The organism is Streptomyces sp. NPDC001339, from assembly GCF_042895955.1.
GTDB lineage: Bacteria > Actinomycetota > Actinomycetes > Streptomycetales > Streptomycetaceae > Streptomyces.
Genome location: NZ_JBIAWT010000009.1, coordinates 37,155 through 52,181, shown reverse-complemented (window position 1 = coordinate 52,181; position 15,027 = coordinate 37,155). Strand labels below are relative to the sequence as shown.

Genomic DNA, 15,027 nt, shown 5'->3' with positions numbered 1-15,027 from the left:
GGTGAGGGGGTGCTCGGAGCGGAGCCCAGCTCCAGCACCCCCTCACTAATGACTATTCTACTATGGGTGCGGGTGGGGTCAACTGCGGAGCAGCGGCTCAGGAGGGGCTAGGCGCCCCCAGTTGGAGCGGTCGCCGCCTTCGTCTCCGGGGGCGCTGTGGTGACCTCCAGAGCCCATGTCACGCCCTTACCGGGGCCACCCGTGCCAAGGGTCCGGCGCTTCAGCCCACGCTCCGCCAGGACTTCCCGCACCTGCTCACGAAGAACGGTGGTGTGCACGCTGTCCGCGTACGTGCCGCCATTGGGCGGCGTGAGGGTGGTAGCGGGGTGGTCAGGATGCGGGCGCCCCCGACCGTCCAGCCATGTAAGGGTGGCCGCGCTCGCGTTCCACCCACAGGCCAGGTGCAGCCGCTTGGGCGTCTTCGGGTCGCTCTTGCGCCGCGGCTTCACTGCCTTGGATTCCGTCTCCTCCTCCGGTGGCCGCGCGACGAACTTCCGCCCCGCGGCGTGCCCGCACACGGTGCACGAGTGCCGCGCCTCGCTGTAGCGCAGCTCATTTCCGGCGACCCGCGCACAGTGCGCGCACTTGGTGAGTTCGCCCGGCTCGGCCGCCTGCCACTGCGCGACCTCCGCCGCCGTGGCCCGCCCCGTCACCCTGTCGTAGGGAAACGTAGCGGTGCTGCCCTCCCACTCCGTCCCGTCCAAGTCGGCCTTGGCGAGGTACGCGCGGCCGGTCCACGATGCACGTGGCACCGTCAACGACTTCTTGCTCACGCGGAGCACCTCGCGCCACGTGCCGCCCGTGTTGACGTAGTCCCCCTTGCGGAAGTCCTCCGGTCTCCAGATCTTGAGGCCGTCGGCTTCGGCCTGGGCCACGATCGCTTCCCAGTACTCCACCCGCGCCCGTGCCCGGCGCTCCTCCCGCGCCAGCGTGGCCAGCCCCTCAGGCGTCGTCGACCGCGTGTACCCGCACGCCGACTCCCCGCGCCGCCACTTCGCGATGTCCCGGAGTTCCTTGTTCAGCCCTTCCAAGCGGCGCAGTGTCCGGTGCGGGTCCTCCCGGTACGCCTGGAAGTTCGCCGACGATGCCGCCCGTTCCGCCCAGTGCCGTGCCTTGCGGTCCTCTTCGATGCTGGCCCGCATCGCATCGTCCATGCGCTCCCGGTCTCGAAGCGCCTGCCGCGTCCGCGCCCCGCGCCCCAGAATGATCGGCTGCCCCATGTAGAAGCGTTCGCCGATCTGATCCGACCGCTGCCGCTTCGCCTCGCTGCGCGCGGCCGCGTTCCCCGCATACTCCTCGAACCGCGCCGTGCGGTCCACCGCCCGCCCGATCCGCTCCGCCTCCGCCTCGGCCACCGACCTCTCGATGTCGTTGTCGATCGTGACGTCGACGGTGTACCCGGCCTCTTCCAGGTACCGCTGGAGCTTGTTGATGGTCCACGTGTGCGCGTCGTCGTCGCGGGAGTGGTAGAGGATCCAGCACTCAAGGTCACTGAACCACTTGAAGCTCATGCCGCCGCGGCGGCCGTACTCCTTGCGGGAGAGGATCTTGCCGGCCTCGTCACCCCGCTCGGTGCCGTGTACCTGCGTGCCGTGAGCGGGCGTGTGAATGATTTCGATCACCGAGAAAGGCCCTTCTGTGTTGCGGGTTGGGGAGGAAAGGGAGAAGCAAGGCAACTCCGAGCGCCCGGCCTCACCACTGCTCCGGCATGGGCGTGCGGATGGTGAGAAGCAGGGCCGTCTCCAGCGAAACCGCGAGGTCGTCACGGTCGAAAGCAAGCGACGAGGCGGCATGGCGCGCCGCATGAGGTCCGGCGCAGAACGCCTCCGCGTCACCATCCTGGTGCTGCTTGGCCCACGATGAGGCAATCCCGGCGAACGCCCAGGCGTACTGATCAGCGGTGGTGAGGGCTTCCGCATCGTCCCTTTTGGAGTGACGAGCTTCCCAGGAGACGAAAAGGAGGAGGTGCCTGCGGATCTCCGGACTGGTGAAGGCCCACAGTTCGCGAAGGCCCAGGTCATGCCGCGCTCGATTCACGTCATTGCCGTAGGAGGCGAGCCTTTCGGCGAAGAGGCTTACCAGCGCGGTCACTTGTTCCTCGGATTCAGTGTTGTTGAGCATGGGGACTTTCCCTTTCTGTAGTGCGGGAGTGGTGGCGTAGGACGGCCACCACGTCGTGCGGGGTTCGGGGTTGCCTGGGCCGGCCTGGCGTGAGAAGTCACGAGCGGCGCGAACCATGTACTCCCATGAGCCGTCCGGCCACGGCCCTTGGTGGTCGACGACGGTTGCGGTGCCGCCTGGCAGGTGCCGGGCCCACACCTGGCTGATGTGGGTGACTCGGTTGCCGTTCGGCAAGGGATGTCGGGTCATGAGCTGGCTGATCGCCGGGAGCAGTCGGTGTGGACAGCTCGGAGGTGGCGGGCAGCTGTGATCAGCGCGCACGCTTCGGCATCGCGGCCCAGCTGGCTGAGCGCGCACACCTCGAACATCAGCGCCCAGTCATGTGCGGGAACACCGTCGGCGAACTCGTCGAACGTGGGCGTCCGCCTGGCTGCGGGTAGCCGGTTCCATGCGTTGCGGACGATGCGCTGCATGGTCCGGTTCACGCGTTGGATCTGGCCGCTGGCCAGGCCGAGTTCCTCGATGATGTCGGCAGTGGCGTCCAGTGGCAGGTGCTTGTCGAGCACAGTAGTGATCGTCTTTCGGGAATCCAGAGGCGAAGGAGCGTCCCGGGGCCGCGCGGAGGCGGCCCCGGGACGGGCATCAGAACGCGGCCAGCCCAAAGACCAGCCAGCCGTCCTCGCCGGTGTCGGTAGTGATCGGCAGTGCGCCGGCGGGCCCCTACTTGGCGCTGACCCGAGGGTCGTCATCGTTGATCAGTTCCTCGGCGCGCAGCGTGGCGTCCCCTTCGCTGCGCCGCGGTTCGTCGATCAGCGTCACCTTGTCCTTCTCGGCGATGGTGCCGGTATAGCCGGAGTGTCCGTGGTCCCAAGCAGCCTGATTGCGAGCGGTGTTGAAGGCCGTCTCAAGGTCGGTGCCGATGGCCGTGGTGTAGAAGTCGACAGTGCCCATATGGCGTTTCCTTCCGTGGCGTTGAGGTGACGGCAGCAGGCGGCCCGCCTCGCATCGAGGCGGGCCGGTGCTTGCGTGCGAGTCAGCGGATGTGTACGCGCGGCCGGTTGGTGCGCATCACGCGCCTGCGGCCCATCCGCTCACGCCCCTGTGTGCGGTAGATCTCGGCGAGCACGTTGTCGGCGCCGACCACAGCGGTGACCGCGTCATCGAGAACGGCGTTCTGCGCGCCCGGGGCGAGCGAGCGGAACCACGCCTCCATCGCATCGCCATCCCCCTTCTCCAAGTCGAGGGCGTAGGCGTGCGTCTCCCAGGCGTGGACGGTCATGTAGGCGGCCCACTCAAGGGCGGTCGCTGCCTGCTCCTCGGAGATGTTGTGGTCGGCGGCGACCTGCAGGACGGCGAGCGGGTCCGGCGTCATCGTGTGCATGGGGAGGTGATTCCTTCACTCGTATTCCAAGAGGTGGTTGGGAGGGTTTCCCCCTTCCAGCTGAAGTTAATTCTACTATGCCCCGTGGGGGTGTCAATTGCGTTTATGCAGGTCAGAGCACCGAAGGGGGGGCTGGTGAGTCGGTTCACGATGCGACGCGAGCCCGGGTGGCGCCCCGTGAGGCGCGCTTGCGGATGCTCGCGGCGCCAGCCCGCCGCACCCCAGCCCGCTGCGCGGTCACCCGGCACTCCCCGCACAAGGGTTCCCCAAGTCGCCGGTGCGCCTTGACTCCACTGCTCGTCCCGCATGTGCCGGCCTGCGACGCCAGCCTCGGCAACCCCGGCGCCCCCTCGGCCGACGCGACCGGCTTCCCGTTGACCCAGATGCGAGCCGCGCACACACCGTCGAACCGGCTCGCCGCCGGACGCACCCGCTCGTAACACTGCAACACGAACGGGCAGAGCTCGACACAGTCCGCCATCAACGGCCCGCACACCTCCAGCAGCTCACGCTGCTCACGGCGCACCAGGGCTTCACCAAGGACGTACCCGTCCACCCCGGCGCACGGGGCGGAACTGGTCCAGGCTGCGGAAGAAGTGGAAGTGATCACGAGAGAGCTTTCCTCGGTTGACTTCAGTTCAGAACAAAAACGGCTGCGCCCGAACGGCCGGGCAGATGGCATCCAGGGCGGCAGCGGCTTTGAGGGCGAGCTCACTGGCGCGCCGTGCCCACGGGCGATAGAAGGTGGACTCCCACACTTCAGGAGTATGGAACGGGGCAGGGCCTGGTAAGTACGCGGCATCGTGTGCGGCCACGGCCTCAACGGCCGCGCGCAGTGCCCCATAACGCACCGGGTTCAGACGCGAGTTCACCACTTGGTGGACGTCATGCCAGCACACGCATCCGGACCGGATGCCGCCAGGAGCATCGACTTCGTAGCGAAACCCGCCGGGCGCGGCCGACCAGTGCGTCAGGCTGCCGGCGTCCGGTTCCCCGTCGAGGCGCCGCACGCCGCGCCTGAGCTCACGCTCGCCGAACTGCCTCTCACCCCACCGGATGCGGGACACGGGATCCGGCAGGTCGATGAACTCCAGGAGCAGTGCGGGAGTGAAGAAGTCGCGGACGGCCATCTGCAGATCGTCGTCGGTGAGGTTCACGACGCCGCGCCTCGGATCGGCGTCTCGGCCCGTGTGGCTGTATGCGCGGAGCGCCGCCACCGCACTTCCTCGAAGGCGACGATGGTCGAGGCTACGGTGAACGGACTCACTGCGCAGCCTCCTTCGGTCCGTGCGCACAGGTGGCGAGATGCACTGTGACGGCCTCAACGAGAGGCGTCAGATGCAGATCTCCGGCCGCGCCGCAGCACAGGCACGCGGGCGCTGTGTCGTACACGACGCACCGCCAGGCGGGCGCCGGGCCGTCCTCGGGCACATGCGAAAGGTGCCAGCCCCTGAGCATCCCCGGCGTCTTGCGGTTGAAGGGCAGGGAGTCCTCGCAGGCGACGACGAACAGGGTGCCGTTGTCGGCGTAGGCGCACAGCGCCAGACCGCCGCGGGTCTCCACATACGGATACAGCCCGGCCTCCTCAAGGGCGGCATGGGCGTCGCCGTACACGGCGAGAGCGCGGTGTTCGTCCGGCCCGTAGGCGGCGCGGATGCCGGCCACCTTGGCAGCGATATCAAGCATGGGTATCCAATCCAAGAGGTCAAATATGCACCGGCCTATTTCTTGCCGATGTGCGTGTCGGGCGATCAGCTTTACTGCGCCATCAGCGGCCTGTTGAAGTCTCGCCCGTCGGTCGTTCGGCATCGCGAGACAGCAAACCAGCCCTCACTCTGGAGTCGCTGGCCCCTCACCGTCGCACCGGTACCGCGAGGGCTCCACACAGTCACATTGCTGTTGGTGACGCAGGGGGCACTCGGCCGGATCGGTGCTCAGGCGAGGTTCGTATCGTCGATCCCGGCCTGTGGGTGATCGATGCAGTGATCACGACGCCTCCAAGAGGTAGCGAGCAGCCCCCTGCCCGCATGAGTAGTTCTGCTATGCACGGCGGGGGTAGTGGAGCACCCGCCGGTGACCTGCTCTCGATTTATACATCAGCCTATTTCTGGGGGTGACTCTACCTCCTTGCCCTGAGCGGCAGCCGACCGCCTCACCTCCCGCATTCGCGCGAGCTGCTGCAACGCCACCTCCGACAGCCCCTCAACCCCCGGCTTGCGCCGCACCTCCGCGAGCAGCCGCTCGTTCGCCTCCCGCTCACGGGCCTTGAACCGCGCCTTCTCTGCCCGTTCCTGTCGCTCCCGCATCTGCCGCGGACTTGTTCCGCAGCCACGGCACGAACGCCCCGGCCCCTCCGGATGCCTCGGACACGACGGCGCCTCGGCCTCCTCGATCAAAGCGGCGCCGAACTCCCCCGCAGCGCCAGCTGTGGGGGTAGGGGGGTTGTTCTCTGGATATTGGCTCTGGTTACTAACTAGAACGCCCGAAGATCCGGCGTCCGGTGAACCGGCGTCCGGAAAACCGCCGCCCGAAAACCGGCTTTCGGTGCCCTCACCCCTCACCTCGTCCCCCATCAGTTCTGCCTCCGACCGCTCCAGTCCTTCCGCCGTACCGGCGCCTTCCAACTGCTTCTTCGCCCTGCGCGCCACACGCCGAGCCTCCTGGTCGCGGTACTCCTCGGCCGCCCACTCCTGCGCCGTGTCGTACACCTCCGTGATGCGGGTCAGCCTGCCGTCCGCCATACGCTCCGTCACCACCCGGTAGTAGCCGCAATCCTTCAACTCCCGCAGCGCCGTCTTGATCGCCTCCTTGCCCTCCTTGCCCGCGCTCGCAAGAGACTCCGCCCGCACCTTCCACGCATCCGGCTTCGAGATCAGGAACGCGAGCACCCCGCGCGCCCGGAACGACAGTCGGGCATCCTCAAGGGCGGCTGTCGGCACCACCGTGAATCCGGTACTGAGGTGGCGGCGCAGGATGGTCACGGAAGAGCCTCCAGGGCGGTTCAGGTGAGTTAAGTGATCAACAGCAGGGCGGACCCACGTGCAGGCGCGGGGGCTCTCACAGGGCCGGTCAGGCGGTTGTGTGGGCTGGGCTGACCTTGATGGAGCGCGGTGTCTTCTGCCCGGCCGCCGTGCGCATCGGCACCGTCATCCCGGCGCGGCGCAGGATGTCGACCATGGCCTGGGCGTCGGGCAGCATCGGCACCACAAGGTCGGCGTCCTCGAACTTCTCGACCATCGCCGGAACATCGATCTCCTGCTTCGGGTTGCCGCCGCTCCAGACGAGCTCGTTGTCGCCGTAGCGGCCTTCCTCGGAGCCGGCGAGCGTCGCCCGCGCCTTCTCCTTCAAACGCTTGCCCTCCCGGTACAGCTCATGGCCGCGCACATAGTCCGCCAGCGCCTGGGCACGGTCGGCGTCGTCGTGCACGAGGATCGTCTGCGCCGGTACTCCCGGCGGCACATCGGGCCAGCAGGCGTCACGGAACGGGCAGTTGTCGCAGATGACCGACAGGCCGGGGCCGTCGTGGTCACGCGGCAACTCCTCCGGGCTGGCGGCTTCCAGGACGCGATCGACCCACCAGCGGGCCTCGGTCGCAAGCCACGGGTCGAAGTCGAACTCCTGCAGGTGCTCCTCGCCGGTGTCGCGGCATACGAACCGAAAACGAACGCGCCGCACGTCGACCGGGCCGAGGCGGTGCAGGTACCGCTGGCCCGGCATGTCGGCGAATCCCACAGTGCGCAGCAGGTCGGCATACAGCAGGACTTGCCGCATCTCCGCGGCGGTCGGGCCGTAGCGCACGACGCGGTCCCAGATCCTGCCGGACTTCGTCTTCACGTCCTCGACCGTGACCACGTCGGCGGGCTGAACGGGCCTGTGCCGTTTGGGGAGCCGCGCGGCGGTCGCCGCATCGAGCAGGACGACGTCGATGTGGCCGCGCAGTACCTCGTCGGTGACGGTGCGCTCGACGAGCCACCCGTACTCGCGGCGCGCGTCCTCAAGTAGTCCTTGGTGGATGTAGGTGCCGAGGATGGCCGCCCGCATGTCCGGGCGATGCGTGCGCTCGGCGTTGTGGAGGATGTATCCGGCTCTGCGGGAGCAGATGGTGTCGGAGGCGCCCAACTGTCTTTGTCGAGAGCGGGGTCGGCGTGCGTCGGCTGCGTGCGCGGCGTCCCAGATTGACACCGGCGCCGGTGGGGTGAAGGTTTGCGTGCTCACTGAGAACTCCAAGAGGGCATGCCGGGGCCCGGCCACGCGGTCAGCGGGCCCCGGCAAGAGGCAAAAGGGGTGAGGCTGTTCAGGCGGCTGTGAACTCGCCGGCGGGCGCCTCGTCTGCGTTGTCCTCAGCAGCCGAGTCCTGCTCGGCGGCAGCGGCGCGGAGCTTCGCAGCATCGCTGGTGGGGTCGGTGAGCTGCTCGGGGTTCTTCAACTCCGCTGCGTGCCGCTCGATCGCAGCCCGCACTACCCGGAGCTCTTCCCGCGACAGCTCCCCGTCCTCAGCCGCCTCGGTCCAGAGCTTCTTCAATGCCTCCAACCCCTCCTTGGCGGCTTTCTTGACCTTCGGCAGCCACCGCTGGGCGAGGTCGCCGGTCAGTTCGGGGGAGACCTTGGGCTGGGTGTGGACGGAGCAGCCCATCAGATCGAACACGAGGCGCTCGACGGTGAAGTCCGGCAGTGTCTTGGGCTGTCCGCTGCGCGGCACCTCGAACTTCAGCGACCGCGCCCCGATGATCTGCGGGTCGCTGTCGCGCTGCAGGCGCACCCAGACCGTCGCGTCGTAGGCGAGGGACTTGTGTCCCTCGACGCGCCAGTCCTTCGTGTTCGGGATCGGATCGCCGTTGCCGTCCACGGCGGCGATCTCCTTTCCCCGGGCGAGCAGGATCACGATGCCCGGCATGGTGCGCACGAGGTACATGACGGCGGCCCACCGCTCGTAGGCGTCGTTCCACAGGTTCATCGTGGGCTTGACCTCTGCGTCCGGGTCCTGCCGCAGCTTCCTCTGGCCCTTGGGGGAGCGCCGGGTGCGCTCGTTGGTCCAGTTGACGAGCATCCGCCACAGCAGCGAGATCGAGTCGATGACCAGCACGACCGGGGGCTCCTTGGCGGCCGCCGCACGCTTGGCCTCGGCGTGGACGGCTTCGATCTGGCCGAGGATGTCGCGGTAGGTGCCGTTGTGGTCGATCAGCAGGTAGTCCGCGCCTGGAACTTGGGCGTACTCGTCGGCGGTGTCCTCGCCGAGCTCCAGCCAGTACGCCTGGCCGGTCTTCTTCGAGCCGGTGAACTGCGCGGCGACATAGGACTTCCCCGACTTCTCGTGGCCCTCGATGAGGATCTTCGGCCAGGGCACGATGCCGGTGGGCTTGCGTGTGCGCAGGGGCGGCACGTTCATGGTGGACACAGGCATCTCCAAGAGGTTGTGAACGATGGGTACTAGCCTATTTTTAGGCGGTGTGGATCTTCCTGGTTTCGAACAGTGGGGACCACTCGGGGTGTAGTTCGATGAGGCGCCGCGCATAGCGGGAGCGGAAGTCGTTGTTGAGCTTCCAGGGTTCCCCGTGCGTGGCGATGCCGTACTGCCAGCGCAGAACCTCGAACAGCATTCCGATGCCGATGCGTTTGAGTCCACGCTCAGCGCAATCGGCAGTGAGGCCTTCCAGGTGTCTGAGGATCCAGGGGTTGAGCTTGTGAAACGCCTCGAACCGCTCCTGGATCGTCAGCTTGCCGCCCGGATTCTCGGGCTGGCGGATGGCTGCGATAGGCAGCTCCAACTGCACCGTCACCGCTACCCCTCCCTTTGGTTGATGTATCGCAGCCTATTCTGCACACAAAGAATCCAGTCGCACGGTCACCCTTCGCCTTGTGGGGTTAATTCTACTACGGAATGGATGGGGGGCAATTCCGTAGCGCGGCACCTGGAGCCCGAGAACGCTCTGGGGTGAGAACGTCAGGACTCGCTCGCCGCGGCCTTGCCTCGCTTCGTGATCACAGAACCCGGCCCGTCGTACCGGCCCTCCCGCAGGGCGTCCACTACGTCCTGCTGCAACTGCCATACGCCGCCGCGGCTCTTCTCCATCGTCGACTCCGCGGCCTCGAGAACGGTGTCCAGCAGCCACAGCGGAGAACCTGACAGGAGATAGTCCTCTGCTGGCAGCATCCCACCGCCCCGGTTTCGGGCGTTCGCCGCCATGTGCTGGCTGATCTTGAACAAGGCCCCGTACTCCTGCAGCCCCACCAGTGGAGGCAGCTCGCCCTTCTTCATTGGGCGGACCGTCGCCTGCTGCTCCTTTTCCAGTTCGGCGAGGAGCTTCTCATCCAGCTGCCGGCCACGGCTGCCCGGAGGCAGGGCGAAGTCCACCGCCAGGCCTCCCGGCCAGAACGGCTTACCTGACACGATCACCGCGTCCTCGTAGGACAGGATCCCGGCCGGGATCCACCGGTCGCTGACCGCTGTCGGCGCAACGTTGTAGATCTTCGCGAACTCCTTGCGGCCCACGATCAGCGGCTTCGCCACGACGGCCCCCTCTCTGCCACTCCACTGTCCGGCCATAGCAGAATAGCTGCCGCAGCAGCGCAACTCGCACCTGAGGGTCGTACTGCTGGGGCTGTTAATCTTGGAGCGCACATTCCAAGAGGTGCAGAAGGCCTCCAGTCCCGCCTCGTAAGCCGGCGCTGGGGGCCTTCGTCTTGCCGTCGCAGGGGTTGGGCGTGGTCTATTAGGGCCTGTCCGGCGGATCTTGGGTCGAGTAGTTGCCCGGGACCGTTCATCGCCCCCGAGTCGCCCGTGCCAGCCTCACCCGTCTTTCTCGGCACGTAGCTACCCCGACCCGAAAGGTCCGGGTGGGGTGTGCTCGGAGAGTTTCATGAGACCTCTTATGTTTCATCGCCCCAGACACGGATCGCCAGCGGACGCATGTCATCATCTGCGACATCGGCTTGAACGCCCGCCGATACAAGAATTCCGATCATCGCATCCCGCATATGCGAGACAACTACTCCAGAGTGCCGGATGGCTGGCGCCTGAAGTTGACCGTTCCGTACGCCGTCGGCTGCGGCTTGGGAAAGGCTTGGATGCGGGTTCCAACTCACGAAAACCCCTCCTGCTGAATCGGCGCCGAGGTCAATTTCAATCTCCGCACCTGCGCGTTCTTCTGCGTCCTCCTGCCGGAAGGCGGCGATTCCAGCCATCTCCAACTCCCGGCGAACCTTATCGGCCAGGGCGTTTCGATTGGCGATGACCTCATCGGAAGCGTTGGCGTAGTCAAACATGAACACTCTTCCTGTGTTTAGTGGTCGGGGTTTTCCGGAGTATGGTGGGCATACGCTGATGCCCACCATACTCCGAACTTTGTGCGCCTGGCTCAGCCAGCCGCGGCGATCATTTGTTTCAACAGTGTGTTGGATGCTGCATTCAAGATGGCGTCATCACCCCAGGGCACGGACCAGCTGATAGGCGTCCCTGGTTTAAGGGCGTCTTCGAGAAGAGGACCACATGCCGAGCACGGCTGACGTTCACTGTAGAGGGCTGCGATTTGGCTCGGTTTAAACCCTCTTGCTGTCAACTGGTCCAGAATATGGTTCTCCGAATGATATCCGTTGCCCTTGCTGAAACCGATCACAAGGTCACCAGTCTTACTGTCGTTCCAACCTGGAACTCTCGCGACGGCAACGTTTCGTCCGGGGCTCACTCCAGACGCGGCTCTAGCCTTGTAAGCCGCGTTGCTCAGCTCATTGGCGTTGTAGGCGATGATCCCTTCGCAGGCGTTCCCCGACTGGGAAGCTGCGAAGACTGCGGCGCGAACGCGTCTGGTGCAGACCTTGAGCAGGTCGTCGACGGCCTTGATCCCGCTGCCGAGAAGGGCCTCCTCCGAGACACCAAGGGCCCGTAGCCCCTTCCATGCATCTGCGAACCCAACGCCGGTTTTAGCCGATGCGTCGAGGGCGCGAATCCCCTCGGCGAGGGCACCCAGGGGCTTTCCGACAGGGGCGAACATGGCCAGGGTCCAGGCACAGCCGGACTTGCTGCCATGAAGGCATTTCACGACATCGCCGAGGATGACCTGGTAGAGGACCGTGCCAAGCGCATCGCCGAAGAGGTTCTGCCAGCCCAGGCGGATGATGTCCGGGCCACTGAAGTGATGACTCCACTCGCTCGTCTGGTTTTTGAGCGTCTTCCTGTCGAGATAACGCCAGGCTTTCTTGGGGCATCCTTCCGCGGTGGCGAGGGCGTTTGCGTCAGCGCACAGGTAGAAGTCGGCGACGATGTCTACGTGGATGGTGTAGGTGGCGTTGCAGCCGATCAGGGGTGCATTGGCCGGGCATTCGCCGACCTGCTCGGCGCTGATCAGCTTGGACGCGTTCTGGTCGATGACATAGAACACGCCACCGACACCGGTGCCGGCACCATCCGCGATGTTCTGGTTTGCCTCCTTGCGCTCGGCCTTGTCCGCGGCTTCTTGCGCGTCTTCGGCGTATTTCTGTGCGTCCTTGGCTGCTGCTTCGGCGGCGGTGGCGTCCGCGTCGGCTCGATTGGCTGCCGCGCGGGCCTCGTTGGCGGCCTGTTCCGCTGCGTCGGCGGCCTGGCGGGCTGCCTCGGCATCGAGGGCCGCCTCGTCGGCGGAGTCGCGGGCGTCCTTGGCGTAGCCCTCGGCCCGGCCGGCTGCCGCGTCGGCCGCTGCGGCGTCCTCGGTGGCCTGCCGGTCGTATGCGATCGTGCGGGTCAGTGATTGCGCGGCCTTGGACGCGGCTTCGGCGGCATGGGCCGAGTAGCCGAGTGCTTCGTTGGCGTAACCGCGGGCTTCTGCTGCGGCGTTTGCGGCGTTGGCGGCGCTTTGGTAGGCGGCCTTGGTGTCCTCGGCGGCCTTGTCGGCAAGGCTCTGGGCGAGGGCTGCTTCCTTCTTGGCGTTCTTGGCATGCGCCTCGGCCGCAGCGGCCTGTTGCTCGGCGATGGTCTTCGACCCCTGGCCGGAGAGCACCACCAAGGGGGCCGCGGAGTCGGTAGTGATGTAAGGCGAGCCCAGTTGGATGGCGTCGTTGGCCGGTTTAGCGACCTGCGCTGCCGCCTGGCGGGCGTCTGCGGCCGCCTGGGCGGTGGCATAAGCGAAGCCGGCAGCCTTTGCCGCTGCTGCCCGGGCTTTGTTGGTCTCCTTCCGCGCCTCGGCAGCATGGGACTTGGCGTCCCTGGCATGCTGTTCGGCCTCGTCAGCGTCCTTCACTGCGGCGTTGGCCTCGGCGGCGGCGTGCTGGGATGCAGCGATGGCATCCGCGGCGGCGCTGGTGGCCGTCCTTACCGCGGCGTCGGCCTTGAGCTTGTCTGCCTGGGCTGCGTCGGAGGCAGCACGGGCCCGGCTTGCGGCGGCTTCGGCACGAGTGGCTGCGGCATCCGCATCCGCCGCGGCCTGCGTAGCTGCGTTGGCTTCGCTGCGGGCCGACTTGGCTGCTGATTCGGCGGTGTCGGCTGCCTGATCTGCAGCGTCGGCTGCGGCGCGGGCCTCGGTAGCGTTGTCGTCGGCGTCGTGGGCGTCGGCGTACGCGTCCTTCGCGTCGGCCTTGGCACGTGCCGCGTCTGCCTTCTGTTCGGCGTCCCAGGCGTCGTCCCGCTTGGCCTTGGCGTGGTCGCGGGCCGTCTCCGCTGCTTTGCGCTTCTCGGAAGCGGTGGTTGCTGCGACGTCGGCTTTCTTCTTTGCCTCTTCCGCCCGGGACCGGTCCGATTCAGCGTTTTGTCTGTGTTTGGCGGCCTCGGCCTTCTTGGCGGCCGCTCTCTCCTTCTGTGCCCTGGCTGTCTTTTCCTCAGCCTCCGCCGTTAGCCGCTTGGCGTGCGCATCGGCCGCCGCGGCCTTGGCGTCGGCCTCGGCCTTGAGAGTCTCCTGCAGCTTGCTTTCGGCAGTCTCTTTGTCCTTCTTCGCGTTGTCACGGTGCTCCTTCGCAGAGGCGGCAGAGGCTTTGGCCTGCTGCTCGGCGAAGCGTGCCGCCCCTTTGCGGAACTCCGCCTTCGAGCGGGCGGCCTGTGCCATCGCGCGCTGCGCGATCGTCGCGCTGTCGGAGGCCGAAGCGTGCGTGGCCGCCTCAGCCGTCTGCGCGGCGATGACCATCGCCTCCAGCGCCGCTGCCGCGCCATGGGTGACCTGTGCCTTTTGCTGAGCGACCAGCAACCCACGTCCGCGTGGGGCCCCGTTGGCATCGGCGATGGTGTAGGCGGCCTGTGCAGCGGTGTCGGTGGCGGTGACGGCCCGCTTTGCTGCGGCTGCCTGCTGCTTCAGCAGGATAAGCTGAGACTTCGTCACTGACTGGGCATTGGCCAGGCTCTTCTTGGCCTTGTCGAACTGCGCCGCATCGGGCTTGGTGGGCTTGCTGCTGCCGGCCCCGCCGGGTGACCAGTAGGACTGCCACCGGGCGACATGGTCGGCCACCCAGGAGTTGCCCAGCATGTTGCCGAGGATCTTCGCTCCGGAGGCAAGGGCCTTGGTCGCGTTCGTGTTGGCGTCCAGGATCTGGTTGCGCTGTGTGGCCTGTGAGGTGATCTCCTGCTGCCACTCCTCGGCCGCGGTGCTCACCTCGTTGCCGAGGACCTTGTCAGGGTCGATCGGGTCGCGCCATGTGCAGGCGGCGAAACGGGTTTTGAGGTTCTCGACGGCGATACGGAACTCGGCGCTGTCCGGTTCCGGCGCCGTCTTGGGAAAGCCTCCCGATTCCAGGAAGATCCGGGCATTGTCGGCGCCCATCGGCTCTACTGTCTGGTTCAACAGGTAGTCGTACGCGTCGTGCTCGGCCAGGGCACGGTTCCACTCATCGCGTGGCAGGCTCGGGTCAGGGTCGTTGGCGTACAGCGGGCCGCCCTGGGCCGCCACCGCATTCTTCGTTGCCTTGTCGGCGGAGGGGGTGGGGTCCTCGTAGAACTTGTCCTCTTGCCGCCAGAAGCGGCCGGTGTACCACTGCCCGAGGCCGGTCTGGTCGTAGAAATCCGCCTTGCCGTCGCCTGGGGAACCGGGTGGCCAGTGGAAGTCGGCGTCCGTGAAACCGCCTGGCGTGTCCAGACCCTCCAGGGGCTTCTGCCAGCCCTTGACCAAGGCGCTGAGGGCCTCTATGCCCTTGCCGGCGGCGTCCTTGTCACTGTCGTAGGCATGGCCGAGTGGAGTGTCCTCCCAGTGCTCGCGGTTGGCCAGAGCGCGCAGCTTGTCCGGCGGTTGGTTGAGGCCGTCCTGGGCCGTCGCAGCCATCGACGTTCCACCCAGCCGCAGCACGTCATTCATCAGACACTGGTCTTGCCGTAACCGCTCGGCCGCAGTGTTCTCGTACCAGTCGTAGGAGTCACTGACCTTGCCAGTGCGGATGCCCTGGTTCGGAGTCAGAGCTCCCGGATGGACGGCCAACCCTGCCATCAGAACCAGCGCGGTGACCGGGGTCAGCACCGGAGCGAGGCGTATAAATCTTCGTCTTCTTCGCCCACTTGACGAAGTCTTGGGGGGCAACTCGACTCCTTCCATGCGCCGCCGTCGGCGGTACGAATGAGCATGGCCTGACCTGAATCGCCT

At 66.7% G+C, this 15,027-nt stretch carries 15 protein-coding genes; 1 reads left to right on the top strand and 14 read right to left on the bottom strand.

What is annotated here, in order from left to right:
* Window positions 1-107: 107 nt before the first annotated feature.
* The 5 genes from ACFY12_RS25745 to ACFY12_RS25725 form a co-directional block, all read right to left on the bottom strand.
* Entirely contained in the window at window positions 108-1,622 is a 1,515-nt protein-coding gene (locus ACFY12_RS25745; protein ID WP_390718267.1) for a DUF3560 domain-containing protein, read from the bottom strand.
* A gap of 70 nt (window positions 1,623-1,692) precedes the next feature.
* Window positions 1,693-2,121, bottom strand: coding sequence for a hypothetical protein (locus ACFY12_RS25740; RefSeq protein WP_390718266.1), 429 nt, complete (start codon window positions 2,119-2,121; stop codon window positions 1,693-1,695).
* Between the two features lie 245 nt (window positions 2,122-2,366).
* The gene (locus ACFY12_RS25735; protein ID WP_390718265.1) at window positions 2,367-2,687 is read right to left on the bottom strand and encodes a hypothetical protein; all 321 of its coding nucleotides are present in this window, start codon (window positions 2,685-2,687) and stop codon (window positions 2,367-2,369) included.
* Between the two features lie 154 nt (window positions 2,688-2,841).
* The gene (locus ACFY12_RS25730; protein ID WP_390718264.1) at window positions 2,842-3,072 is read right to left on the bottom strand and encodes a hypothetical protein; all 231 of its coding nucleotides are present in this window, start codon (window positions 3,070-3,072) and stop codon (window positions 2,842-2,844) included.
* 82 nt (window positions 3,073-3,154) lie between these two features.
* A complete protein-coding gene (locus ACFY12_RS25725) occupies window positions 3,155-3,502 on the bottom strand; it encodes a hypothetical protein (protein ID WP_390718263.1) in 348 nt (115 codons plus the stop codon).
* A 284-nt stretch (window positions 3,503-3,786) separates the two neighbouring features.
* Between ACFY12_RS25725 and ACFY12_RS25720 the strand changes: the two genes are divergently transcribed.
* A complete protein-coding gene (locus tag ACFY12_RS25720) occupies window positions 3,787-3,942 on the top strand; it encodes a hypothetical protein (protein ID WP_390718262.1) in 156 nt (51 codons plus the stop codon).
* A gap of 198 nt (window positions 3,943-4,140) precedes the next feature.
* Here the strand turns inward: ACFY12_RS25720 and ACFY12_RS25715 are convergent, their stop codons facing one another.
* From ACFY12_RS25715 to ACFY12_RS25675, 9 genes are all read right to left on the bottom strand, one after another.
* A complete protein-coding gene (locus tag ACFY12_RS25715) occupies window positions 4,141-4,659 on the bottom strand; it encodes a hypothetical protein (protein WP_390718261.1) in 519 nt (172 codons plus the stop codon).
* 106 nt (window positions 4,660-4,765) lie between these two features.
* Window positions 4,766-5,188: a hypothetical protein gene (locus tag ACFY12_RS25710; protein ID WP_390718260.1), complete on the bottom strand. Its 423-nt coding sequence runs from the start codon at window positions 5,186-5,188 to the stop codon at window positions 4,766-4,768.
* A 410-nt stretch (window positions 5,189-5,598) separates the two neighbouring features.
* Window positions 5,599-6,483, bottom strand: a complete 885-nt coding sequence (locus ACFY12_RS25705) for a hypothetical protein (protein WP_390718259.1) — start codon at window positions 6,481-6,483, stop codon at window positions 5,599-5,601.
* Window positions 6,484-6,571: 88 nt separating this feature from the next.
* On the bottom strand, window positions 6,572-7,621 hold the full coding sequence (locus tag ACFY12_RS25700; protein WP_390718258.1) for a PD-(D/E)XK nuclease family protein: 1,050 nt from the start codon (window positions 7,619-7,621) through the stop codon (window positions 6,572-6,574).
* Between the two features lie 175 nt (window positions 7,622-7,796).
* Window positions 7,797-8,903 carry an AAA family ATPase gene (locus ACFY12_RS25695; protein WP_390718257.1) on the bottom strand — a complete coding sequence of 369 codons (1,107 nt, stop codon included), beginning with the start codon at window positions 8,901-8,903 and terminating at the stop codon, window positions 7,797-7,799.
* Between the two features lie 37 nt (window positions 8,904-8,940).
* Window positions 8,941-9,279 carry a hypothetical protein gene (locus ACFY12_RS25690; RefSeq protein WP_390718256.1) on the bottom strand — a complete coding sequence of 113 codons (339 nt, stop codon included), beginning with the start codon at window positions 9,277-9,279 and terminating at the stop codon, window positions 8,941-8,943.
* Window positions 9,280-9,443: 164 nt separating this feature from the next.
* Window positions 9,444-10,010: a hypothetical protein gene (locus ACFY12_RS25685; protein ID WP_390718255.1), complete on the bottom strand. Its 567-nt coding sequence runs from the start codon at window positions 10,008-10,010 to the stop codon at window positions 9,444-9,446.
* A gap of 359 nt (window positions 10,011-10,369) precedes the next feature.
* Entirely contained in the window at window positions 10,370-10,765 is a 396-nt protein-coding gene (locus tag ACFY12_RS25680) for a hypothetical protein (protein WP_390718254.1), read from the bottom strand.
* Between the two features lie 92 nt (window positions 10,766-10,857).
* On the bottom strand, window positions 10,858-14,979 hold the full coding sequence (locus tag ACFY12_RS25675) for a nucleic acid/nucleotide deaminase domain-containing protein (protein WP_390718253.1): 4,122 nt from the start codon (window positions 14,977-14,979) through the stop codon (window positions 10,858-10,860).
* Window positions 14,980-15,027 lie beyond the last annotated feature (48 nt).